Origin of the sequence: Brucella sp. IR068, assembly GCF_049065885.1 — a bacterium.
GTDB lineage: Bacteria > Pseudomonadota > Alphaproteobacteria > Rhizobiales > Rhizobiaceae > Brucella > Brucella intermedia.
The window spans coordinates 389,711-413,452 of sequence record NZ_JBAKHE010000001.1 but is presented as its reverse complement, the minus strand read 5'-3'; the positions used below and the strand labels follow the sequence as shown (position 1 = coordinate 413,452).

Below are 23,742 nucleotides of genomic sequence, written 5' to 3'. Positions count from 1 at the left end.
AAGATGTTAGTTGGAAAACAGTATATTCGCGGCGGTCTCGCCCTCATCATCGGCCTTGCAGGTGTCCTGATGGTACTGTGGGCGTGGCAGTTGCCGCCGTTCAAGCACAGCGTCGAGACGACCGACAATGCCTATGTCCGCGGTCAGGTGACCGTTATCAGCCCGCAGGTCGCCGGCTATGTCACCAAGGTCAATGTGAACGACTATCAGTCCGTGAAGCAGGGCGACCTCCTTTTCGAGATCGACAGCCGCAGCTATCAGCAGAAGCTGGATCAGGCGCTGGCCGCGCTCAACAGCAAGAAGGCAGCGCTCGCCAATTCGGAACAGAGCCAGCGCTCGGCGGAAGCGACGATCCAGTCGCGGCAGGCGCAGATTTCCGGCGCCAAGGCAGCACTTGAGGTTGCCGAAGCCAATGCCAAGCGCGTCGAGGCATTGCTGCCGCGCGGCGTGACCACGCAAAGCTCCGCCGACACGGCGCATGGCAGTCTGCTTCAGGCACAGGCCGCAGTGGAGGAAGCGGAAGCCGCGCTGGCCGTCGCGCAACAGGACCTGCAATCCATCATCGTCAATCGCGACAGCCTCAATGCCGATATCGCCAATGCGGAAGCAACTGTCGAGCTGGCGCGGATCGACCTTCAGAACACTCATATCATCGCCCCGCGTGACGGCACGCTCGGCGAAGTGGGCGTGCGGCTTGGGCAATATGTGACAGCGGGAACGCAGCTCGTCTCCGTCGTGCCGAAGTCCAAATGGGTGATGGCCAATTTCAAGGAAACACAGCTCTACGGCATGAAGGTCGGCCAGCCGGTCACGTTCACCGTCGATGCGCTGCGCCATGCGAAGCTGACCGGGCGTATCGAAGCCTTCGCGCCTGCCGCCGGTTCAGAGTTCAGCGTGATCAAATCCGATAACGCCACCGGCAACTTCACAAAGATCACGCAACGCCTTTCCGTTCGCATCGCCATCGACGAAGATCAGCCGGATGCAGCACGTCTGGCGCCGGGCATGTCGGTGGTCGTCCGTGTCGACACCAATGCGGAGCCGATTGCAAACTAGAACAACCGCAGCTTTCTGGCATGAAAAGCCTCGGCATAAGTCTCGGGCGCACGGCATTCCATGCCGCGCAGCCGCGCCAGACCGCGAAATGTTTCGGAGTCGAACCAATCCTTGGAGCGCTGGGTGCCGAAGTGCTTCATCAACAGTTCGATCTTGCGATCCATGATTGCGACCGGTAGCGCCGAATAGGCGTTGGGCTGGCCCAGATCGCCATCCCATTTCGGAATTTCATATTCGAGGATCACCTGATCCCGAAACAGGTTCCATGTCAGTTCATTGACCGTCCGGTGATCCTGATGAGCGTCGCCATGGCGATGGGTGAACACCATGTCCGGCACCCTTCGCCCGCGCTGTTCGATCAGCCATTGCTTGATTTCGCGGCCCTGCGCGGGAAAGTAGCTATCCTCGAAAGAGGCGAGATGAATGTTGAAACTGTCTATCCCACGCAGAAAATCGCGGGCTGAAGCTTCCGCCTCCGCCCGCCTTTCCTCATTTCCCGAAAGCACGCACCATTCCACATGCAGCGGCGCGCCGCTCTCGATCAGGCTGAGAAGCGTGCCGCCGCAGCCGATCTCGATATCGTCCGAATGCGCGCCCAGACAAAGCAATTGCAGCGGGCGGCTGTGATTTGCGAGCGAACGCAGGTCGATCATAGCGCTATCGCGACATTGGTGGCGCGGCGCCTGGCCTCTTCCGCCTTGTGCCTCTTCCAGGGCATGTCGCCCTTCTCCACCATATCCTCAAGCGTCTGCCAGTCGCGCAGCGTATCCATGGAGCGCCAGAAGCCCTCATATTTATAGGCCATCAGCTGGTTTTCCGCGATCAGGCGGCCAAACGGCTCCAGCACCAGTTCCTCACCCTCGCGCATATAGTCGAAGATCTCCTTGCGGAAGAGGAAGTAGCCGCCATTGATCCAGATGTCCGAAGTGTTCGACGTCCGGAAAGCACGCACGTCGCCGCCTTCGGCAATATCGGCAAGGTGATAGGTCAGCGGCGGACGGACGGCGAGAAAACAGGCGATCTTGCCGCTGGCACGGAAGCGTTCCGTCATGTCGTCGAGGTCTACATCGCTGAGACCATCGCTGTAATTGGCGAGGAACATGTCCTCGTTCGCCACATGCGACCGGGCGCTCCACAGTCTTTCGCCGATATTGCGCCATATGCCGGTATCGAGCAGCGTGACACTCCAGTCGCGATCCACTTCCTCAAGCAGTTGCACATTGCGCCCGCCATCGGAAACCACACAGTCCGCAAAGGTCTGTGGGCGGATGGTCAGGAAGAAATCCTTCACGACATTGGCCTTGTAGCCGAGGCACAGAACGAATTCGTTGTGCCCGTAATCGCCGTAATATTCCATGACGTGATGCAGGATCGGCTGATGGCCGAGCGGGATCATCGGCTTCGGTATATTCTCCGAATATTCGCGAATTCTGGTTCCAAGACCGCCGCAGAACAGAACGACTTTCATGATTACCGCTCCTCAGTGAGTAGTGCCGGATCAATCAACGTGACGTGCGGAATGGGAATGATGAACTTCGCCCCCCATTCGACCACGTGCTGCATTTGCCGGATGATCTCATCCTTGAAGTTCCACGGCAGGATGAGGATGTAATCGGGCCGGTACTTGTCGATTGCCGATACATCATAGATCGGAATGTGCATGCCGGGCGTGAAACGGCCATGCTTGTACGGGTTTCGATCCACCGTGAAATCCAGGAAATCCGTGCCGATGCCGCAATAGTTCAACAGCGTGTTGCCCTTGCCCGGCGCGCCATAGCCGCAGATGCGCTTGCCCGCATTCTTGGCGGCGATCAGGAAGGACAGGAGATCGCGCTTGGTACGCCGGGTCTTTTCGGCGAACTGCTCATAGGTCGAAATCTCGTTGAGGCCGAAACTCTCTTCGCGCTTCAGGAGTGCCGCGACACGCGGTCCCGCCTTCCGCTTGCTGCTGTTATGCGCAAGATACACCCGCAGCGACCCGCCATGGGTCGGCAGTTCCTCCACGTCGATGACCTTGAGGTGGTGGCGATGCGCCATGAAGCGGATCGTCAGCAGCGAGAAATACGAGAAATGCTCGTGATAGATGGTGTCGAACTGGTTCTGCTCGATCAGGTTGGCGAGATGCGGAAACTCCAGCGTGATCACACCTTCCGGCTTCAACAGCAGTTGCAGGCCACGAACAAAGTCATTGAGATCAGGCACTTGCGCCAGAACATTGTTACCGATCAGGAGGTCGGCCTTGCGTCCTGCGCCGACCAGTTCGGCGGCAAGCGTCGAGCCGAAGAAATCCACGCGCGTCGGCACGCCCTTGGCGATTGCCGTTTCGGCCACATTGGCCGCCGGTTCGATGCCAAGGATCGGGATGCCCTTCGGCAGAAAATGCTGCAGCAGATAGCCGTCATTGCTGGCGATCTCGACCACGAAGCTGTTTTCATTCAACCCCAGCCGCTCGGTGATCTCGTCGCAATAGGTCTTCGCATGGCTGACCCAGCTTGTGGCAAAGGATGAGAAATAGGCATATTCGGTGAATATCTCGGCAGGCGAGAAATACTCCTTCAGCTGCACCAGATAGCAATGATCGCAGACGAGCGCATAGAGCGGGTAGTATGGCTCCATACGGTCCAGGCGATCCGCGGTGATGAAGCTTTCACAAGGCGGCGACATACCGAGGTCGACAAAGCTATGCTTGAGTAGTTTACCGCACAGCCGACAGCCGGTCTGCTCTTGCGCCATGCTCGTGCTCCGCGAAATATCCGGCGTCTGGATGGTCATACGTCATTCCTCGCCTTTTAAACCTATATGGCCGGGTCTTCTGTAGGGTTGAATTCCGATCCGCGTCGGATAGCCAAAACTACTAAGCGGTCTAAAAATTGCCGAGACTGTCATCAGGGGCGAGCCGTACATACGATCGGGCGCAACATTCACCGGATGGACTATGAAGCGTAGATACCCGATCTTCGCCCAATGGCGATGGGGGCGTAGGCGCGTACCTCTTTCGGGCAGGGTCGGCTCATCCGCAAGCCTGCCAAATGCGTCGAAGAAGGTCCTATCGCCCGAAATACCCGCTGGCAGAATGACGCTTGCACAAATCGGGGCACGACATGCGTTTCACTTCGCTCAATATTGACGGCGCCTGGTCCATCGAGCCTGAAAGGCTTGAGGACGAGCGCGGCTGGTTTGCACGCGTCTTTTGCGAAGGCGCCTTCGCCGAGCGCCAGATGGAAACGCATTTTCCGCAGCACAGCCTCTCCTTTTCCCGCGAGGAAGGAACGTTGCGCGGCCTGCATTATCAGAGCGAGCCGCACTCGGAGACAAAGCTCGTCACCTGCCTGCAAGGCGTGATCTGGGACGTTCTTGTCGATCTGCGTCCGCATTCGCCAACCTATCGGCGCTGGACCGGCGTGGAGCTTTCAGCGGAAAACGGCGTGCAGCTCTATATTCCGGAAGGCTGCGCGCACGGTTTCCAGACCCTGACGCCTGATGTGCTCGTGCGATACATGATCTCGAAGCCCTATGCGCCTGATTATGCAACAGGTTTGCGCTATGATGATCCTTCATTGGGCATTCCCTGGCCCAACAGGCCGAGCGTCATTTCCGACAAGGATCTGGCGTGGCCGCTGCTTTAGGTCGCCGCCAGCAAACCCGCATCGCGGAGCCGGTCGGCCGCATCGGCAAGGGTTGCGAAGGGCAATTTCGCCCGCTCTGCCATATCGAGGATGGAATGCTCGCCATCCGCCAGATTGAGCACCCATAACAGCGCCATTGCGTTTTGTGCGGCACGGCTGTCGCCGCCCGTGCTTCCATAAAGCCCGCGCCTTCCAAGCTGCGGTTCTCCCTTTGGAGAAAGGTTTACTGGACGCCAGTTTCGTTCAGCGATTTCAATGGCCTGCATGACCAAGTTGAAAGATTGATCGAGATATTCGGGTTTGATGAAATCGAGATTGTCGGCCGATGTGTGGTATTCGGGAAAAGTGCCATAAAGGCTGCGCTGGAACATGCCGACCGGTAGATCGAATCCCGGCGAACAGAACTGGCGCTCGTCATAGCCATAGGGCCAGAAATCATGGAGCGCCGCATCGGCGCGGCCGGCAAGCACATGGCCCATGATCCGATCGATCTCGGCATCGCCGCGACGGCTGCGCTTGTAGTTCGGCCCGCCCGCATCGCCGACGCAGGACAGGACCAGCCCATGCCGCACCAATCCCAGATGCGCCTCGTTCTGTTGAAGCCATGCAAGCGCGCCGAAAGTCGCCGGACCGAAAAGCAGGCGATAGGTCAGGCGCGTGCGCCTTGATTGCAGCACTTCGCCGAGGTGGGCCAGCAGCGCCAGTCCGGAGCAATTGTCATTGGCGAGCGACGGATGGCAGAGATGGGCTGACAGGATAAACGTCTCGTCGGTCTCTCCCCGGTGAATGAACTCGCCGAAGGTCAGAAAGCCGTCGCGCCGCTCCGCGTCGATCACAACGTCATAATCGCCATCCTGCATCACCAGAAATTCAATATGCGCCATGCAGAAACCCCATCCCTCCGCATGATAACAGGTACGGTAGGGAATGAGGTCCGGCTGGTCGGGCAGCGTATGAATATGCGCCTTCAGCGCACCGAGCGGCATTCGCGCCCGCACGCCCACGCTGAAATTCACCACATGCAGATTGTGCCGGGCGAAATCGACGATGCGATTGCCGCTCGTATCCGCGATATAGGCCTCACGAATGATCCATTCCTGCGGCGCTTTCCAGTCGTAAAGCGGCGTGCCGCTCGGCACCTGATGGACCGTCAGCGGCAGATTTTCGCCGATGATGGCGAGCGTCTCGCGCACGCCGTCGCCCGCCAGACTGCGGCAAAGCGGATAAAGGCGGGCAGCAAGTTCGTATATGGCCGTTCCGTCCGTTGGCGGTGGAACGGCCCATTCGGTGCTTCTGCCCGCCCCCGTATCCATCATGCCGTGGCCCGCAGAGGTTGCGACTGTTCTTCGACACGCCGCAGATCGGCATCCAGCACGCCTTCGGCTATCAGCTTGCGGATATGGGCGATGCGCTGGAACCGTGGCCCCTCGAACTCCTCAAGCGTGAGGGTCGAGCGGCTATAGGCTGCAAGCAGTTCACGCGTGCCGGCAACGGCATCCCATTCCGGCTTGGCTTCCGGCAGCACCCGCGCCAACTTTTCAAAACTGACGCGATAGGAGCGCGTATCCGGCCCCGCATCATCCGCATATTCGATGCGGCAATCGGGGACATTCTCGGCAACGATCCCCGCAATATCGCGGATGCGGTAATTGTGCTCGGTCGAGCCGACATTGAAAGCCTCATTCCAGACTTTCTCGCGCGGGGCTTCCATCGCCACCATGAAGGCGCGGGAAATATCGCGAATATGGACGATGGGACGCCAGGGCGTGCCGTCGGACTTGAGATAGATCAGTCCCTTCGTCACCGCCCATGCCACCAGATTGTTGAGCACGATATCGAAGCGCAGGAAGGGCGAAACGCCGTAGGCGGTCGCGGGCCGCAGATAGACCGGGCAGAAGCTTGCATCGGCGAGTTCCCGGATTTCCTGTTCCGCCCGCACCTTGGACCGGCCATAGGCCGTTACCGGCTTCAGGTCGCCGGTTTCATCGATCAGGTCGGCATCGCTGATGCCGTAATTGCTGCAGGATGAGGCAAACAGAAAACGCCCCACACCGGCGCGCTTGGCAGCTTTGGCCATGGCGACGCTCGCCCGGTGATTGATGTCGTAGGTCAGTTCCTCATTGAGATTGCCGAGCGGATCGTTGGAAAGTGCTGCAAGATGAATGACCGCATCGAACCCCTCGAGATCGCGCGGCGACACATCGCGCACGTCCTTGCGAATGGTCGGCACATTCATCACCGCGCCGCCTTCTTCAAAATGGCAATGTTCGTAAAGGCCAATGTCATAGCCAGACACTTCATGCCCCGCATTTATCAGGACCGGCACCATGACCGACCCGATATAGCCCTGATTGCCCGTAACCAGTACCTTCATGTCCGACTCCTCAAGCTTTGATAAATGCATGTTAGCGATGGAGGGCGGGAGCGACGACTTGACCGAAGGCATGTCCGGTTAGGACAAGCGTTTATGAAAGGGGGAAAAGGGCGTATCGCCTACTCCTTTCGGATGCAGCGCAGGCGCTCGGTGCTGCCGATCAGCAAAAGCCAGTCGGTTCCCCCGCCCGCGTTTTTTGCCTGCGCGGGCATATAGGTCGCAACCGTTCCCTCGATCTTCGGCGGGCCCGCATCCGCGAACATGCCGGAAACCGGATCGAACCAGATTGCCTTCCTGCCTTGCCCGACCGCTTGCTTTGCCACCGCAAAGCCGTCGGCGTCGCCATAGATGACCGACAGCGTGCCATCAGGCAGGGACGAGGCGTAGCTTTCCGGCTTCAATGCGATCCGCTTTTCACGATCAGGTTGCAAATGCGGCCATGGCAGCCTGTCGAACAGTTTCTTCATCACGGTCATCGATCGCGCGCCGGGGCTGCCGAGCGCTTCCTGCCAGCTGCGGTCAGCGTTGAAGATACCGGGGCCGGTGAAATGCCAGATCGGGTTATTGCCGAAGAACTGTCCGGCGGCACCGGCCAGAAGCGCGCCATAGGCATTGCGGCGGATCATGCGCGCCGTGGCTTCGCGCTCGAACTCATAGGCGCCTTCCAGCAGGATGACGGGCATCCTGCCCGCTTGCCGCCGGGCAGAAATCGCCGCATGAACATCGTCATAGGTATAAACCGTATCGAGGCTCAGCCATGGCTGGTCGGCCCAGAGTTCCGCCGTATCGGTGTTGCGGCCGGAATGTATCGTCTGGAGCGCATTGGGGGAAACCAGCGCTATGCCCTCGGCCAGATCAGAGACGAGCTGGCGATCCGGCGCATTGAAATCACCGCCCAGAACCCAGACGATATTGTGAAATCCGGCAAATCGCCGGGCAATCGCTTCGCCATAGCCCCGCATTTTCGCCGGTCCCGCAGCCTGAACCTTGGAAAACCAGCCCTGACTGTTGCCGTTGACGCCCAGATAGGCGGGCGCCAGAAAGACAGCCATTCCCAGTTGCTCCGCCCGCCCGATCACCCAGGCGGCATGGTCGAAATATCTCGGATTGAGCTCACCGAACGCATCGCCCTCGAAGGGCTTCTCTCCATAGGCATTGGCAGGCGGATGGCTGGAAAACCGGTGTTCGAGAAGATTGACCAGAATGGCGTTGAAGCCGCGCTTCCTGCGATCCTGAAGATAGATTTCGACGTCTTCCCGTTTCAATTCGGCGATCAGCGACCATGCCGTATCGCCCTGCAACAGGAAGGGCTTGCCCATCGCATCCTCGAAAATACGTCCGTCCTCAGCGACCCTGATCGGAAACTGGCCAGCCGCATGGGACGACCCTGCCGCCATAGACAGCAGGATCGTGGCGATCAGAACCGCCGCGAGGCGCTTCATCGCATCGCGGGCGGATAGGTCGGCGCTTCGTTGAAGCGGCGATAGACCACCTGCGAGGGACGCCCGGTCAGATAGGAACCTACCCCGTCATTGAGGGCGCGAACATAAATGCCGAGCGCACCGTCGATTGCATCCACCGTGCGCGCAATGTCGGTGTCGCTATGGGTGTAGCTGACGACCAGCGACGGCATCAGCACGCCGCGCCGGATCGTCTCCTGAAGGAACAGCGTGCGGAAAGCCTGCGACGACTGGCCCGCTTCATCGAGCGTTCCATAGGCAAGGCAGCACGGACGCCCGAACAGGCGAACATGGTTCTGAAGTCCGTGGGCGGCAATCGCCGCATTCACGCCCGCCGCCAGTTTGGAACCCTGCTCATAGAGCCTTTCGATCACCGGTTCGTCGCGATAGATCGTCATCGTGGCAATCGCCGCCGCCATTGCATGGGTTTCCGCGCCATGGGTGGTGGAAAGCAGGAACACACGGGGGTGATCCGTCTGGATCAGACCGCCAAGCTGCATATATTCCGCCTTGCCCGCGAGCGCCGAAATGGCAAACCCGTTACCCAGCGCCTTGCCGAAACAGGAAAGATCGGGTTCGACATCGTAAAGCTTCTGCGCCCCGCGCATATGCCAGCGAAAGCCGGTAATCATCTCGTCCAGAATGAACAGGGCCCCGTTTTCATGGGCGATGCGCCTTGCTTCGTGCAGGAAATTGTCCTGCGGCTCATCGGCCTTGGCGGGCTCCAGGATAATGGCGGCGATCCGCCCCGGATAATCGTCGAACACGGCCTGCACGCTTGCGATGTCGTTGTAGCGGAAAGTCGCCGTCAGGGCCGAGACCGATGCGGGAATGCCCGCATTCATTTTCGTGGTTCCGATAAACCAGTCATCGGTCGAGAGGAATGGATGATCGGCGCAGCAGGCAACCATGTCGCGCCCGGTATAGGCGCGCGCCAACCGCACCGCGCCTGAAGTCGCATCGGACCCGTCCTTGCAGAATTTCACCATGTCCGCGCTGTCGATCAGCTCGAGAAAGCTTTCCGCGCATTCGACCTCGATAGCGCTCGGGCGTGTGAAATTGCATCCATCCTGCAAGGCATCGCGCACCGCGCGGACGACTGGCGGATAGGCATGACCGAGCCCGACGGCGCGATTGCCCATGCCGTATTCGATATATTCATGGCCGTCGACATCGAAGACATGCGAGCCGGAGCCGCGCTGGATGAAGCCGGGCGCCAGAACCGGATACTGGTCGTCGCCCTTGGCATAGGTGTGACAGCCGCCGGGAATAAGCGCATGCGCCTTGCTGGCGAGCAATTGCGAATTGCGGAACTGCGGTGTGAAAAGGTTCATGCCCTTCTCCTTTCTATTCACAGGTCATGCTGCCGACCATCCCGCATGCAGGCGCTCGCGCATCTGGCGCAGCCAGTTCTTCACGGGCTTCGGCAGGCGGCTGCGCAGGCTGGAATGAAGCGCGTTCGGCATCGCCCATTGCGAAAGCGCCAGCGGCGGGGCGATGGCAGGGCGTTCCGCCGCCAGATGTTCGAGCAGGCCCGCATAGGCGCGCCCGACAACATCATTGTCGAACACCGTTTCCACCTTCTGCCGGGCGGCGGTGGCCATGCCCGCAAGCAGTTTCCGGTCACTGGCAAGCCGTTCGATATGGCGTGCCGCCTGGCGAAAATCGCCGACGCGGAACAAGAGCCCGTCCTCGCCATCGGTGACGATGGTATCCGTCACGCCGGCGATCCTCGATACAACCGCAGGGCAACCCTGGCTCATCGCCTCGATGAGCGTGAGGCCGAACCCTTCGAAGCGCGAGGGCATGACCAGCACGTCATGCTGGCTGACCCGCCACGGAACATCGGAAGGCGCAACCCAGCCGGTAAAGCTGACGTTATCGCCAAACGGCGCCAGACGGCGGCGCAGTTCCGCCAGATCGGGGCCGTCACCGGCGACTGTCAGGTGATAGGGGCAGTTGAGCTCGCGCAATATGTTCGGCAGCCAGAAAATGCCCTTGGAGTTGTCCTCGATGCGCCCGAGATAAAGCAGGCGCAGCGGCCCGCTTTCGTCCTGCTTCGTCACATTGCGCGCCAGATGAATATCCCGGTTCAAACCGTGCGGGATGACCAGAGTCCGGGCGGCATCGAAGCCGTGCTGGCGGACGAGGTCATCGCGGCAGCGCTTTGAAACGCCAACCGTCGCATGGACATGATCGCGGATCGCCCTTGCCGCCGCATAGGTGCCGGGCGTGATGTTGTGCACGATCATGACGCGCAGGATATCGGCAGGCAGATAGCGCACCAGATTGGTTTCAAAACGGTTCGCGAGAACATTGACGAAAACGGCGTCGAAGCGATTGTCGCGCAGAAAGCCGATCATGTGCCGGGCGCGGGTTTCTTCATCCAGCAGCCCCATGCGGTCGATCGCATCGCCCTTGCGCAGCGCATCCTCAAGCCCCTGCCCGCTTGGCACGTTGACCGTATCGCCAGCAGCGCCCGCCGCAAGCCAGCGAAGCTCGATCCCGGACTGGCCGAGCGACGAACGCAGCCGCGTGAAGACCGAATAGGTCCCGCCGATGTGAGGACGGACAAAGTAAGCACATTTCATGGCCAGAACCTTGTTGCCCACCTTGCAAGGGAGAGAAGACTTCGAGGGAACAACTCCCTCGAAGCCTTACTCCGGTATATCGGGGGGCAATGGATATACCGCAGGCCAGTGTATCGAAATCGCAACGCTGCGCATTTCGGCTATGAGGGGTACATGCCCTCCTACAATAGAGGATGGTGTTCACCCTTCTGCCAGTTTTCCCGACAGCGCGTCCGGCATTAGCTTCTAGCTGTAGCGGGAGACACGCGTATGAGAATTGGACTTTTCGGGCAGTTTGGTTCCGGCAATACCGGCAATGACGGTTCGCTGGAGGCCATGTTGCAGCTTTTGAAACGCAATTGCCCCGGCGCTCAACTTGTCTGTATCTGTTCCAGACCCGACATCGTTGCGCAGAAGTTCGATCTTACGGCCCGTCCGGTCTCTCAGCCCTACCCGTCCAACTGGCTGCTGCGCGCCGTCAACAAGGCCATGCTGCATGTTCCGCGCAGAGCAGTCGGCTTCTGCTGCGCGCTGCTACTCGCTTCCCAGCTCGACCTCATCGTCGTGCCGGGAACGGGCATTCTGGACGACTTCAACGAGAACCCGTTCGGCTGGCCTTTCGCGGTGCTGCGGTGGTCTCTCGCAGCGAGGCTCACCGGCACGCGCATGATTTTTGTGTCGATCGGCGCCGGGCCCGTCAGTCATCCATTGAGCCGGCGCTTCGTTCGCTGGGCCTCGACGCTTGCCGCTTTCCGCTCCTACCGGGATCAGGTTTCGCACGACTTCATGAAGCAGCTCGGCGTTGCCCCTTCCGGCGATTTCGTCAGTGCTGATATCGCCTTCGCGCTGCCGACGGCTCCCGATGGACGACAGGACGAAAGGGATCAATGTGTCGGCATCGGTGTAATGTCCTATCGCGGGTGGAAGAAGAAGAGCAGTGACGGGGATGCCGTTTACGCCGATTACCTCGCCAAAATGACCACACTTGCAAAAAGACTTCTTGGTGACGGACGGCAGGTCCGGCTGCTGATCGGCGACAAGGGCGACATGGAAGCGGCGCGCGATATACTGGAGCAGCTTGGCCCGGCGGAAGCGGGCAAGGTGATATTTGAACCCTCCGCATCCCTGCACGACCTCATGCAGCAGATCGCAAGGACCGACATCGTGGTCGCCAGCCGCTACCACAATATCGTCTCAGCCCTTGCCATGGGGCGTCCGGCAATTTCACTCGCTTATGCGAGCAAGAACGATGCCTTGCTGCACGATACCGGGCTTTCGGCATTCTGCCACCGGATCGATAGTTTCGACCCCGAAACCATTCTCTCCCAGATCGATTTTGCCTTTGCGGAGCGAACGGCATTGACCAGACAAGTCGAGGCGGGCGTGGAGCGCTATCGAAGCCGGCTGGCCGGACAGGAAGAAATCCTTCGCGCCCTTTTTCTCGATCCGACAACGCAGAAGGCTGATTGCGCGGCCCAGTCATGCACCCCGTCCGTTTCGCCAGGCGGATCGTTTCAACAGGTAGTCGAACGGGGGCATGACTGCCAGTAAGGGCTCCCGCTTCAGCGCGAACGCCATCAGCGAACCCGCCACTTTCGGCTGCCGCGCCAGACTGGAGATCGCAGACCAGTAGGCGCGCTTGGTCAGGCAATCCCGCACCATCGCGAACAACCGGTCCCGTTGCGGCAGGCTGGCACCTTCGTGCTCGAAAAAGGACCGGAAGCCGGCCTCGAATTCCCGATTCCAGTTCAGGATGCCATTCACCGCCGCCGACTGGTTCTGCGGATGCGAACGCGCGAAAGCCTGTATCCGGTTCGTCGATGCAACGCATCCACGCATGGCGATGCGCAGCCACATCTCCAGATCGTCCGTATGGGATAGCGACGTGCGGTAATATCCAGCCTGTTTTTGGATCGCGGTCCGCACCACCGCCGTCGGACCGATCACCGGGTTAATCGCATACCGGCATGCAAATTCTATGAATTCTTCCCCGGACCGTATTCGCCATTCATCCGGCACGGTGTCTGCAACGGCCAGAGGTGGCTCGCCGTCATCGGCCTTCATCCTTCCGGTCGCACCGTGCGCCAGATGAACGTCCTCCTGTTGCGAAAGCAAACCTGCCGCCCTTTCCAGCGCACCGCCTGCCAGCAGGTCATCCGAACACAGGATCAGGAAATAGTCCGATGCGGCCCAGTCTATGCCTTCGTTGAACGAAGCATGCGGCCCCCGGTTCTTCCGGCGCAGAAGCAATTCCACACGGCTGTCCCCGGCAGCAAGGCCCTTCGCCACGTCGACGCTGTTGTCGGTCGAGGCATTGTCAATAATGAGCAGGCGGACATTGACGCCTGTCTGTCCCAGAACGCTGTTGGCGCAGAGGGAAAGATAGCGGCCATAGTTGAAATTGGGGATGACAACGTCGATCGTCGGCAGTCTGTTTTCGCCCATGACCCGCCGCCCTATTCCGCAAGCCTGGAAGCTGGCGGATGCACGCTCCGCGTCCGGATCTTACCGGCAAGCCAGCCCAGTATCGGTTCAACCTCGATGATGAAGGGATGCCGCACCACGAACAGCGCGCCAAGCCAGCTGAATGCCGCGATGAGGCCCATCACAACGCCGCGCGACCAGTGAACTTCGAGCGAAAAGCCGTTCGCCGCCACCATGGCAAGCGGTATGGCGAGCGTGATCAGGGTTACGAGCCCGCTTCTCAGCAAGGCCCGGCCAAGCACCGCATAGGAAAAGGCCACATGCCTGCGCACGAACACGATGGCGATGACCATCTGGATCGGCAGGCTGATGAACTGGCCGAGCGCAACGGCAAGCAGCCCGTAGAAAGCGGCGGCGCTGATGACGGTGACCGCCACCAGCCGCGAAATCAGGTTGGACAGGAATGCCTCGCGGTTCTGGCCCAATGCCATCAGCAGCGGATAGGTCAGGATGGATGGAAACCAGAAAAGGCAGGCCAGGCTGAGGATCGCGACGATGGGTGCCGCTTCGGACCAGCCGGGACCGAGAACGATATGCACCGCCGGATAGGCAAGGAGCGCAAGCAAAGCCTGCGCAGGCCAGTAGACCACGGTGATATAGGACAAGGCCCGTATGTAGGATTGGCTGATATCGGCTCCTTCACGGACCTGTGCCGAAAGCATCGGAAACGCAACCGTGAAAACGGCGGAAAGGATGATGCGATCCGGCAGGCCGCTCAGCGTGTCGGCACGATTGTAGATTCCGACCGCCGATATCGGCATGAAGCGCCCGAGGAGGAGCTGCGGAAGCGTCATGCAGATCTTGTTCAGCCCGGCATTGCCGCCAAGAAAAATCCCGAACCGCCAGGCCGTATCGAAACTGGCCAGCGATGGGCGCAGCAAGGTGCCCAAAGGATGGATCGCAACCGCCAGCCCCGTCGTCATCAGCGCGCTTGCCAGCAGGCCGAAGGCAAAACACATATGCCCGAACCCGCAGAAGGCCATGGCAATGGTTACAAGTGCGCCGAGCCCGGAGCCTGCGGTCCGAATGCGCGCCAGTCTTCCAAAGGCCATTTCGCGCCTCAACAGCGCAACGATCGGCAAGGACAGGCTTTCGACCAGCGCAGCCACAATCGTGATGCTGAGGAAAAGCTTCAGTTGCGGATCATTGTAGGTTTCGGCGAAGTAGCCCAGCGAGAGATAGAGAGCGGCGGACAGCAGGACCGTCACGCTCATCAGGAACGTAAGCGAAGTCCGGATGTCCTGATCGCGCACCTTGTCGATCTTGATCAAGAACTCCGGACTGGCGAATTCACGCAGTGAAAACACGATTGCCGTAAGGCTGAGGCCAATCACACCCATTCCGGTTTCCGCTGGCCCCAGAAAGCGCGATACCGCAGCAACCGTCACGAAGTTGAAGAGCAGCCCCGCATACTGCTCCAGCGCCGCCATGAGAAAGCCTCTGCGACCGCCATTCATGATGCGCTCCAACAAGTGGTATTCCCCGGCGCGGCCGGCGGTTTTCGTGTCACCTTTTCGTCCCCCATCCATTTCAATCCGGCAGCAGCGCCCGCAGGCGCAATCTTCCCGTTTCCGCCCAGAATAGTCTTTTGCGACAGGCACGAAATGTCGCCCTTGGTGTTAGCACCCGACCTGAAAGGAGTATGCGGCACGCTCTAAAGCCAAGTCGTGGACCCGGGTCGCAATGCGTAAAAATTTGCCGAGTTCTATCTTTTGCACGCGCCCTTTTGCACACGCCTTGGAGGAGACATGGCGAGTCTTTCCTGGATCCCGCTTCTGGCCTTTGTCCTTTCCGTGGCCTTTTGCCTCGGCTTTCGCGGGCTGGCACGCGAATGGTATCTCATCGACGTCCCGGACGCCCGCAAGACGCATGACGGAAATGTCCCGCTTTGCGGAGGCATCGCCATTTTTCTGTCGTTTTCCGTTGCCGCGCTGCTGGCGCTCGGCGTTTCCGGTCATGCCAATGCCGTGACCCTGCTGCCGGGGCTGGTGCTGATCCTCGTTACCGGCGTTCTCGATGACCGCTTCAATCTGCCCGTAGCGCCACGCCTTGCGATTCAGCTGCTGGCAGCCTTCCTGATGCTGGGCATGGCCGGGGTTTGGCAGATCTATCTGGGCCTTGCCCCGGACGGGATCGCAACGCCCGCCGCTGACATGCTGATCCAGCTTCTTACCGGACCGCTTTTCCTCTTCATCGCGCTTGCTTTCATTGTCGGCCTCGTCAACGCGGTCAATATGAGCGATGGCGTCGACGGACTGGCGGGATCCGCGAGCGCCGCCGCCTTCTTCTGGCTGGCCGTCATCGGCTTCGGCGTGGGCGAGCATCGCCTCGGCCTGCAGGCCCTCGCCATTGCCGCCGCCTGCCTCGGCTTTCTGGTCTTCAACATGCGGCACCGCTGGCGCGCGAAGGCAAGCCTTTTCCTCGGCGATGGCGGCAGCACCTTTCTGGGCGCAGCCCTTGCCGGATTTATCCTCATCCTCGCAAGCCGAACAGCCGCCGTCCCCTTTCCCGTCCTGATCTGGATCGTCATCGTGCCAGTCATCGATACGCTGAGCCTGATCGTGCGCCGCATGTCGGCGCGCCGGAGCCCCTTCTCGCCAGACCGGCAGCATCTGCATCATCTGCTGATGGATGCAGGGCTTTCCTGTGGGCAAACAGCCGTCGCCATCATGGGGCTCAACCTCATCGCCGGTGCCGTCGCCTATGTCGCCGTCCGGTTCGACATGCCTGTCTGGCCGATGCTTCTGGCGCTGGCGATCCCCGCTGCGACGCACACGCTTTTCGTACTGCACATGACCAGAGGTCCGCGTCAGGCCGTCGCCGCCTCAATGGCCGAGGCCAATCCGGCCACCAAACCGAAAATCACTTATCCCGGGGCAACTTCATGAATGTTTCCGTACTCATCATGACGCTGAACGAAGAGGTCAACCTGCCGGCCTGCCTGGCATCGCTGGACTGGTGCGACGATATCGTCGTGCTCGATTCCTTCAGCAGCGACCGCACGGTCGAAATCGCCAGGGCAGCAGGCGCCCGCGTTTTCCAGCGCGCCTACAACACCGAGGACCGCCAGCGCATGTATGGCCTGACGGAAATCAAATTCAAGCATGACTGGGTATACACGCCTGACGCGGACGAGATCACCCCGCCGGATCTGCGTGACGAAATGCTGGCAATCGCCGCCGACCCCGACCGGCCGGAGGTGTTCTTCAAGGCGCGTTACAAGAACATGTTCATGGGGCGCTGGATTCGTCATGCCAGCCTCTATCCCACCTGGATCACACGGCTGGTGAGGCCGGACCGCGTGCGGTTCGAACGTTCGGTGCATTCGCGCGCCAGCGGCGGGCCGGAAGGTGCCTTGCAGGCCCATTTCATCCATTACAGCTTCAACAAGGGCCTCGAAGCCTGGTACGACAAACATAATCGCTATTCTTCCGCCGAGGCTGATCTGTCCGCCTCGCGCCAGCTCGAACGCAAGATCGACTGGGGCGGCATGCTTTCGGCAGTGCCGGAACGGCGGCGGCGGGCGCTGAAATCGCTTTCCTATCACATGCCGTTCAGGCCGGGCCTGCGCTTTCTCTACATGTACCTGCTGCGCGGCGGCTTTCTCGACGGCAAGCCCGGCTATCTCTATTGCCGCCTGCTTTCGGCTTACGAGTTCATGATCGTGGTCAAGATGGAAGAGCAACGCCAGCGCCGGTTGGCCACCCTCGCGGAAACAACTCCGGCGAGGCAACCGCTGGAAACCGAAGCACCAGAACGGCGTATGGTATGATGCTTCTCGTCGTTCTGCCCTGCGCCATCCTGTTCGGGATTGCCGCGATGTTCTTCTCGCAACCGGTCCTGACCTTGCAGGACGATGGCGGCAGGGCGGATGTCATCGTCGTGCCGGGAGGAGACGGCCCGCCCCGCGCGGCGCAGGCCGCACGCCTTTGGAAGGAAGGCCGCTCGCCGGTGATCCTCGTTACCGGCGATGGCGACTGCCTCTATAACAAGCGGATCATGGTGCGCAACGGCGTGAACCCGTCGGCGATCTTCGTCGAATGCCAGTCGGGCAGCACCTGGCAGAACGCGCAATTTTCCGCTCCCGTCCTGCGCGAAATCCGGGCCAGAAGCGCACTGGTCGTAACCAACTGGTATCACTCGCGCCGGGCCATAGCGAGCTTTCGCGCCGCCTGCCCGCAGATGCGCTTCATCTCGTCACCCATCGGCGGCGATGACGGACGCCCCGGCTTTCCGGCAACGCCCGCAGACATGGAACTCGTCGCCAAGGAATATGTGAAGCTCGGCTGGTATCTGGTTTCGGGCCGCATTTTCCCGCACGATCTTTCCGCGGGCGAACCCGCGCCCGACCTTTCAGACACATGCGCTGCGGCGGGGGTCACGCAATGAACCTGTCGCTCACCTGGATCTTTGTCGGCTTCGTCCTCTACCTTCTGGCTGGCGGCCTCTTCTCCCGGCCGGAGCGCATGTATCAGTTTCCCTTCCTTGCCGGGGTGATGACCTTCGGTTTCCTGCTGCCGCAGCTCCCGGCTCTCGTCTATGACCAGTTCCTGCCTTCCGGCGCTTATGCCAAGACGATGATCATGGGCATCCTGTCATTCGCAATGCTTGTGATCGGGTGGCGGATGACGAAAAAGCCGATCCGGTTTCTCCGCATGAGTTTCAGCGAGCGGCGCCTGATCTGGGCCGCAGCAGGGCTGTCGGCTTTCGGCGCCGTATTCTATTTTCTCCTGAGCCGTCTTCCCGGAGATGTCTCCATCGGCATGCAGATGACCGGAATGCCTGTTGTCTACCTCTTCTTCGCGCAGCTCATGCCCTATGGTCTTGCCATCGCCGTCCTGTGTTTTGCGCGGCGTCCCTCATGGTCGGCGCTGGCGATCATCCTGTTCGATCTGGTTTTCTATCTGGACCGGATTCTGGTGACGGGAAAACGGGCAGAGACAATTCAGCTCGTCCTCATGTTCCTTCTCGCCTTCTGGTTCTACCGGCGGATCGTCGTGCCTCGAACCGTCATGGCGATCGGCATCCTCGCCGGCACTTTCCTGATGACCAGCATGGGCGATTATCGACAGGTCACCCGCACGGATGCTAGTTTCGTTCTCGATGAGATTCTGGAAATCGACTATGCCGCCAATTTCCGCAGCACCCTTGAGCGCGGCGGCCCCGAAATGCGCAATGCCGTGCAGCGCATCGATGAAATCGACCGTCGGCTGGAATTCGACTACGGCAAATATCACTGGAACCGGATCATCTTCACATTCGTTCCGGCGCAGCTCGTCGGCGGCGACGTCAAGGAAGCGCTCTATCTCAACGTCCCCGAACCCAGCCGCGATTACAATCCGCTGACCGGCACCACCGAGACCGGGCTGGTCGACGCATTTTCGTCGTTCTGGTATTTCGGCGCGCTGAAATTCCTGGTGCTCGCCTGGGCGATGCGCAGGCTCTGGGAAACCGCGATGGCGGGCGAAATGCTCGGCCAGCTGGTTTACATGCTTTCCATCGTCCCGGCCATGCATTCCATTTCCCACCACACGGATTGGGTCGTGCCGGTCTGGATTCACATGTCATTGTTCCTCATTCCCGTTCTTTCGTTCTGCGTGATCCGCAATCGATCGATCCACCTGCCGCTTCCGGCATCGCCCAGCGGCAAGCTTCAGGAAGGATGGTCATCATGACCGTAACGTCGAACCACAATGCACTCGGAGAAGGCATCAGGGGCAGAATGAATGCGTCGCGTCCGCTTGAGGGCGGGGCGACCTTCACGCTCGGGCATCGCGTCCAGCGCCTGTGCTGGCAGGCAAGCTGGCTGCTGCTCGCCGCATGGACGCCGTCCTTCCTGTGGCGCTGGCGCGGCGCGGTGCTGCGCGCCTTCGGTGCGAGGCTGCACAAGACGGCCATCGTGCGCGGCAGCGCCCGCATCTGGTGGCCGGGCAACCTGACCATGGGCGCGCATTCATCGCTTGGTCCCGGCGCGCTATGCTACAACGTGGCCCATGTGACGCTTGCGCCTTTCGCCATCGTCTCGCAGCGCGCGCATCTGTGCACGGCCGGACATAATATCGATCAGGCCGACTTTCCGCTGACGGCGGCGCCCATTCATGTAGGCGCTTATGGCTGGGTTGCGGCGGAAGCCTTCGTCGGACCGGGGGTGAATATCGGTGAAGGGGCGGTTCTGGGCGCACGCGGGGTCAGTTTCCGCGACATGGAACCTTGGATGGTCTATGCGGGCAATCCGGCCAAGCCGGTGCGGCCAAGGCGAAAGCCCTGACCCTCAGCTTGCAGTAACGGACCGGAGCGCCTTGCGGCTTGCAACCGCGTCCGGCTTTTGTGACTGAAAATCCTGATAGGCCGCAATCGTCTGGACCGCGATGCGCGGCCAGGTGTAATTGTCGCGCACCAGTTTTGCACCGGCGACACCCATCCGCGCCGCGCGATCCGGGTCTTCCAGAATCCGCTCAAGCGCCACAGCGACCGCCATCGGATCAAGCGGGGAAACAATACCGGCCCCCGCCTCGCCCACCTCCGGAAAATGGCAGGCATCGGTAATCGCCACCGGCACGCCGCAGGCAAGCGCCTCGGTAATGGCGACGCTGAACCCCTCCTGACGGCTGGGCAGGCAGAAACAGGCCGCTCGCTTGAGGGCGGCGATCTTGGCCGGGCCGTAAAGCCCGCCGGTCATGTGCACGCGCTCTTGCAGCCCGTATTGACGGATACGCTCGCGAAATTCGTCTTCCGCCCCGCCATCGGGACCAGCCACCACCAGATCGACATCGGGAAACAGGGGTGCAACCCGGCGAAAGGCATCGGCAAGAATGTCGAGACCCTTCTTGTAGTGAAGCCGCGACAGAAACAGCACATAGGGCCGTCCGGGCAAGCCGCCCACATCGGCCTCTCCCCCCTCCACCTCGTTCAGAAAAATCCCGTTCGGGATAATCACCGGCGGAGCCTTCAGGCCCAGGGGCCGCATCAGCTCGATCTCATCCGCATTCAGCGCATGAATAAAGGCCGCGCCGTCGAGCATCCGGCGAAACCCCAGCCTCATCGCGAGTTTCTTCTTCCACGCGCTTTGCTGCATGCTCCACACGTCGAGCATCCCGCAGCAGCACACGCAATAGGGCACGGAAAAGCGGCGGCAGAGCATCGATGCGCGCAACAGATTGGTTTCCCACACGCCATGCAGATGCACGAAATCCGTGGCCCGCAACAGTGCCTCCATCGCCTTCGCTGCGGCGCTTCCAGACAGCGTCTCGCGCAGATCGGGCATCGGCAGCAACAGGGTGCGCACCCTGTCGAACCCGGGAATTGCAGCAGTCGCCGCGACAGCGCGACTGCTCACCTCATCGTCACTGTAGCTTACGATTGTCACCTCATGGCCGAGCGCCGCCTGTGCCGCTGCCAGCCGCACCACGACCGCCTGCGGCCCGCCCTTCGCAGGATCGTAGGAGCCGATGACATGGACGATGTTCATGCCGCCCTCTCCCCGAATATCGCCGCAGCAAGCCTTTCGCCATAGCGTGACAGGGTATAATCGGCCGCACGCTCGCGTGCATTTTCCCCCATCCGTTCCAGTGCCGCCGGATTGCCCGCCAGTTCCCGCAAGATTTCGGACGTCTCCCTGACGTCGCGGATCGGCACGATGTAGCCATCGACACCGTTGCGAACCACGCTGCCAGTGTTCTCGGTACAGATCACGGGCAGTCCTGCGGCCAATGCTTCATAAACGGAAATCGCCGACCCTTCGCACAAGGACGGAAGCAGGAAAGCATCGGCCCATTCAAACTGCTTGCGCATTTCGCTGCGCGGAATGGGGCCGGTCAGTTCAACTGTTGCAGCCAGCTTTGCCTGCGCGTCGGGCAGGAGTTCCAGCGGCCCCACCATCCGGAACTCCGCCTGCTCCGCCAGCAGTTTTGAAACCGCGCCGACATAGGGCGAGCCCTTGCGCAACCCCACCGCGCCCACCGTCAACACGCGCAATTTACCCGGCGCCCGCGCCTTTCGTTCGATCTGGAAGCGTGTATCGACCCCGGTCGGAACCACCACGATCTTTTCGGGCGCGCAGCCTTCCTCGGCAACATGACGGGCAACGAAAGGCGACGGACACACGACCAGATCGGCGAGCTGCCATTCGGTTCGCTCACGTTCCGCGAAAGCCTCGCAATAGCCATCGTCTTCGACTGGCAATTGCCAGCCCGGATTCAGCAATTCCTCTTCCTGCCCCAGCCGATCGACAATCGCGCGCGGCGCGATGACCTGATCGACAGCGGTCCACAGCCCCGCTTTCCGCGCAGCAGACAGCACTTCCACGGCTTCGCCGCTGAACGCATAGACCCCGCCCGCGCCGTGGAAACCGCTTTCGGCCACCAACCTGCCGAATGTTTCGCCCGCCCAGATCGCATTGGCGGTGGATTTCGGCCCGGTCTGGTTCGCCAGCCTGCGGATAGCGGAATGCAGTCCGAAAACCGGAAAGGTCGTCATCTGCTTCAGTGGGATTCCCTGCGGCTTGCGCCCGACCAGCCGGCGCACCGAGGATGGGAGCGCATTGGGCGGAACGTTACCGAGCAGACGCGGCCATCCCTGAAAGGCGCAGATATCCGTATAGAAATGCGCCAGCCTCTGATTGTTTGCGAAAATGCGCGGGACCGCATAATGCCGGCGCGCGCCAAGCTGGCTGACAACGACCGAGCCTTCCATCACAGTTCCCTCGGCTGGAACTGGCGGTCGAGAACCGGCATGGCCTGCGGCACCACCTTTTCCTCAAGCCGCGAGATGGCGGACTGCCAGACGGCTGCGCCATATTCCCGCGAATAGGCGGTTTCCATCAGATAGCGGGCATTGTTGCCCATCGACATGCGTCCGACCGGCGAGTGGCGCAGATGAAGGATCGCATCGACCAGCGCATCGACATCGCCCGGCCTCAGCGCCATGCCGCACTGGAAATCGCGGACAATCGTGCCGATCTCGCCTTCCGTGTCGCCGATGAAGATTGTCGGGCGGGCGGCGGCAAGGACGCCGTAAAACTTGCTGGGGACGATGCAATGTTCCAGTTCCGGCTTCAGCGAAACCAGATGCACATTGGCCGCGCCAAGGCTTTCGGAAAGCTTTTCCACGGGCTGGAACGGCTTCATCATCACATTGGTGAGGCCCCGCCGCCTGACCTCGCTTTCGACGAAACCGCGCTGCTGCCCTTCACCGATCATCAAAAACACTATGCTTTTCATGTGCTTGAGCCGCTCGGCTGCATCAAGCACCGTCTGAAACTCATGCGCGCGCCCGAAATTGCCCGAATAGCCGATGACGAATTTGCGCCCGAGGCCCCAGGCGCGACGGAGCGGATTTTGCGCGGGTTCCACCGGAACGATCTCGTTTCGGTCAGCCCAGTGGTGAACCACGCTCAGGCTTTCCGCCGGAATGTCCCGCGTCGAAAGATAATGCGCCATGCGCTCGATCGGACAGATGGTCAGCGCCGACTGGCGCATCGACCAGTTGCGCAGGATCAGCGCAAGCTTGCCGGAAACCGTATTGGACCTGATGAGCCCCAGTTCCATCGCCGTTTCGGGAAAAAGGTCCATCACCCAGTTGACGAGCTTTGCCCGGCGAAGACGGACGGGCAGCGCAGCCGAAACCGACAGAAGCGGCGGATCGGTGCAGACGACGCAGACATCGTCCTTTTTGGCATTGGACGCGAACCATACGGCAGCGGACAGATGGAAGGTCGCATAATCGACCGCACGCCCCACGAGCCTGCCCCGACCGAAGCCGGAGGTCCATATGCGGTGCACATCCACGCCGCCGATGGTCTCGCGCGCCGGGAGCACGTCCTTTCGCCGGTCGTGATAGCTGCGGCTTGCCAGCACCGTCGTTTCGATGCCTTCGCGCACCAGCGTGTGGGCAAGGCTCGTCACCATCCGGCTCGTCGCCGACTGGTCCGGATAGTAGTAACGATTGGCAAGCACCACACGCATGATTTCGCTTCCTGTGCATGTTTCTCTTGAACAGAGGATCGCAACAGCGCAGCCGAACCCGCAAGAAACACAAAGGCATGGCAGGCACCGACAGCGGGCGAACCGCCTACCTCTTTGGGTGAAACAGGCCATGCCGGGCGCGCCGCCAGCCTCATCCTAAGAGGGAGGTTACCGCCCGCGATTGCCGTTTTGGAGCCGTTCTGCCCGCGC

Annotated in this window: 21 protein-coding genes; 8 read left to right on the top strand and 13 right to left on the bottom strand. The window is 60.8% G+C overall.

The genetic code is table 11. The features are described from left to right. Positions 1 to 3 precede the first annotated feature (3 nt). Positions 4 to 1,056 carry an HlyD family secretion protein gene (locus tag ACOWVS_RS01945; protein ID WP_006470344.1) on the top strand — a complete coding sequence of 351 codons (1,053 nt, stop codon included), beginning with the start codon at positions 4 to 6 and terminating at the stop codon, positions 1,054 to 1,056. Here ACOWVS_RS01945 and ACOWVS_RS01940 read toward each other — a convergent pair. Genes ACOWVS_RS01940 through ACOWVS_RS01930 form a run of 3 tightly spaced genes read right to left on the bottom strand, consistent with a single transcriptional unit; the run spans position 1,053 to position 3,828 of the window. Continuing rightward, positions 1,053 to 1,709 carry a PIG-L deacetylase family protein gene (locus ACOWVS_RS01940; RefSeq protein WP_075041496.1) on the bottom strand — a complete coding sequence of 219 codons (657 nt, stop codon included), beginning with the start codon at positions 1,707 to 1,709 and terminating at the stop codon, positions 1,053 to 1,055. The two genes, ACOWVS_RS01945 and ACOWVS_RS01940, sit on opposite strands and share 4 nt — an antisense overlap. Beyond that, positions 1,706 to 2,524, bottom strand: a complete 819-nt coding sequence (locus ACOWVS_RS01935; RefSeq protein WP_063620463.1) for a sugar phosphate nucleotidyltransferase — start codon at positions 2,522 to 2,524, stop codon at positions 1,706 to 1,708. The genes ACOWVS_RS01940 and ACOWVS_RS01935 overlap by 4 nt, the downstream gene beginning before the upstream one ends. 2 nt (positions 2,525 to 2,526) lie before the next feature. Continuing rightward, positions 2,527 to 3,828 carry a class I SAM-dependent methyltransferase gene (locus ACOWVS_RS01930; protein ID WP_021585523.1) on the bottom strand — a complete coding sequence of 434 codons (1,302 nt, stop codon included), beginning with the start codon at positions 3,826 to 3,828 and terminating at the stop codon, positions 2,527 to 2,529. Between the two features lie 329 nt (positions 3,829 to 4,157). Here ACOWVS_RS01930 and rfbC point away from each other — a divergent pair, with 329 nt between their 5' ends. Then, positions 4,158 to 4,682, top strand: a complete 525-nt coding sequence (gene rfbC, locus ACOWVS_RS01925; protein ID WP_075041497.1) for a dTDP-4-dehydrorhamnose 3,5-epimerase — start codon at positions 4,158 to 4,160, stop codon at positions 4,680 to 4,682. Here rfbC and ACOWVS_RS01920 read toward each other — a convergent pair. From ACOWVS_RS01920 to ACOWVS_RS01900, 5 genes are all read right to left on the bottom strand, one after another. Beyond that, positions 4,679 to 5,998 carry a DUF4910 domain-containing protein gene (locus tag ACOWVS_RS01920; RefSeq protein ID WP_075041498.1) on the bottom strand — a complete coding sequence of 440 codons (1,320 nt, stop codon included), beginning with the start codon at positions 5,996 to 5,998 and terminating at the stop codon, positions 4,679 to 4,681. The genes rfbC and ACOWVS_RS01920 overlap by 4 nt on opposite strands. Further along, complete coding sequence (locus ACOWVS_RS01915; protein ID WP_075041499.1) at positions 5,995 to 7,056, bottom strand: NAD-dependent epimerase/dehydratase family protein; 1,062 nt, start codon at positions 7,054 to 7,056, stop codon at positions 5,995 to 5,997. The genes ACOWVS_RS01920 and ACOWVS_RS01915 overlap by 4 nt, the downstream gene beginning before the upstream one ends. A 119-nt stretch (positions 7,057 to 7,175) precedes the next feature. Continuing rightward, positions 7,176 to 8,498, bottom strand: coding sequence for a DUF4038 domain-containing protein (locus tag ACOWVS_RS01910; protein WP_075041500.1), 1,323 nt, complete (start codon positions 8,496 to 8,498; stop codon positions 7,176 to 7,178). After that, the gene (locus ACOWVS_RS01905) at positions 8,495 to 9,850 is read right to left on the bottom strand and encodes a glutamate-1-semialdehyde 2,1-aminomutase (protein WP_075041501.1); all 1,356 of its coding nucleotides are present in this window, start codon (positions 9,848 to 9,850) and stop codon (positions 8,495 to 8,497) included. Before ACOWVS_RS01905 ends, ACOWVS_RS01910 begins: the two co-directional genes overlap by 4 nt. Before the next feature lie 24 nt (positions 9,851 to 9,874). Beyond that, positions 9,875 to 11,107 carry a glycosyltransferase family 4 protein gene (locus ACOWVS_RS01900; protein WP_075041579.1) on the bottom strand — a complete coding sequence of 411 codons (1,233 nt, stop codon included), beginning with the start codon at positions 11,105 to 11,107 and terminating at the stop codon, positions 9,875 to 9,877. Between the two features lie 249 nt (positions 11,108 to 11,356). Here ACOWVS_RS01900 and ACOWVS_RS01895 point away from each other — a divergent pair, with 249 nt between their 5' ends. Continuing rightward, on the top strand, positions 11,357 to 12,637 hold the full coding sequence (locus ACOWVS_RS01895; RefSeq protein ID WP_075041502.1) for a polysaccharide pyruvyl transferase family protein: 1,281 nt from the start codon (positions 11,357 to 11,359) through the stop codon (positions 12,635 to 12,637). On the opposite strand, the gene ACOWVS_RS01890 is transcribed toward ACOWVS_RS01895, so the two are convergent. Both ACOWVS_RS01890 and ACOWVS_RS01885 read right to left on the bottom strand, forming a co-directional pair. Continuing rightward, on the bottom strand, positions 12,566 to 13,531 hold the full coding sequence (locus ACOWVS_RS01890; RefSeq protein ID WP_075041503.1) for a glycosyltransferase: 966 nt from the start codon (positions 13,529 to 13,531) through the stop codon (positions 12,566 to 12,568). The genes ACOWVS_RS01895 and ACOWVS_RS01890 overlap by 72 nt on opposite strands. An 11-nt stretch (positions 13,532 to 13,542) precedes the next feature. Further along, positions 13,543 to 15,027 (bottom strand): oligosaccharide flippase family protein, encoded by a 1,485-nt coding sequence (locus tag ACOWVS_RS01885; protein WP_075041580.1) that lies wholly within the window; start codon positions 15,025 to 15,027, stop codon positions 13,543 to 13,545. Between the two features lie 291 nt (positions 15,028 to 15,318). Between ACOWVS_RS01885 and ACOWVS_RS01880 the strand changes: the two genes are divergently transcribed. The 5 genes from ACOWVS_RS01880 to ACOWVS_RS01860 are packed head-to-tail and all read left to right on the top strand — an operon-like array spanning position 15,319 to position 19,838. After that, a complete protein-coding gene (locus ACOWVS_RS01880; protein ID WP_075041504.1) occupies positions 15,319 to 16,458 on the top strand; it encodes an MraY family glycosyltransferase in 1,140 nt (379 codons plus the stop codon). After that, positions 16,455 to 17,342, top strand: coding sequence for a glycosyltransferase family 2 protein (locus ACOWVS_RS01875; RefSeq protein ID WP_075041505.1), 888 nt, complete (start codon positions 16,455 to 16,457; stop codon positions 17,340 to 17,342). Before ACOWVS_RS01880 ends, ACOWVS_RS01875 begins: the two co-directional genes overlap by 4 nt. Then, positions 17,342 to 17,959: a YdcF family protein gene (locus ACOWVS_RS01870; protein ID WP_025092056.1), complete on the top strand. Its 618-nt coding sequence runs from the start codon at positions 17,342 to 17,344 to the stop codon at positions 17,957 to 17,959. The genes ACOWVS_RS01875 and ACOWVS_RS01870 overlap by 1 nt, the downstream gene beginning before the upstream one ends. Next, positions 17,956 to 19,245, top strand: a complete 1,290-nt coding sequence (locus ACOWVS_RS01865) for a hypothetical protein (RefSeq protein ID WP_075041506.1) — start codon at positions 17,956 to 17,958, stop codon at positions 19,243 to 19,245. The genes ACOWVS_RS01870 and ACOWVS_RS01865 overlap by 4 nt, the downstream gene beginning before the upstream one ends. Continuing rightward, complete coding sequence (locus ACOWVS_RS01860; RefSeq protein WP_006470352.1) at positions 19,242 to 19,838, top strand: putative colanic acid biosynthesis acetyltransferase; 597 nt, start codon at positions 19,242 to 19,244, stop codon at positions 19,836 to 19,838. The genes ACOWVS_RS01865 and ACOWVS_RS01860 overlap by 4 nt, the downstream gene beginning before the upstream one ends. Positions 19,839 to 19,841: 3 nt before the next feature. On the opposite strand, the gene ACOWVS_RS01855 is transcribed toward ACOWVS_RS01860, so the two are convergent. From ACOWVS_RS01855 to ACOWVS_RS01845, 3 genes are read right to left on the bottom strand one after another with little or no spacing between them, the layout of a single operon-like run. Continuing rightward, positions 19,842 to 21,038, bottom strand: coding sequence for a glycosyltransferase (locus ACOWVS_RS01855; protein ID WP_075041507.1), 1,197 nt, complete (start codon positions 21,036 to 21,038; stop codon positions 19,842 to 19,844). Beyond that, the gene (locus ACOWVS_RS01850; RefSeq protein ID WP_075041508.1) at positions 21,035 to 22,261 is read right to left on the bottom strand and encodes a glycosyltransferase family 4 protein; all 1,227 of its coding nucleotides are present in this window, start codon (positions 22,259 to 22,261) and stop codon (positions 21,035 to 21,037) included. Before ACOWVS_RS01850 ends, ACOWVS_RS01855 begins: the two co-directional genes overlap by 4 nt. Beyond that, entirely contained in the window at positions 22,261 to 23,532 is a 1,272-nt protein-coding gene (locus ACOWVS_RS01845; RefSeq protein WP_075041509.1) for a glycosyltransferase family 4 protein, read from the bottom strand. The genes ACOWVS_RS01850 and ACOWVS_RS01845 overlap by 1 nt, the downstream gene beginning before the upstream one ends. Between the last annotated feature and the right edge of the window lie 210 nt (positions 23,533 to 23,742).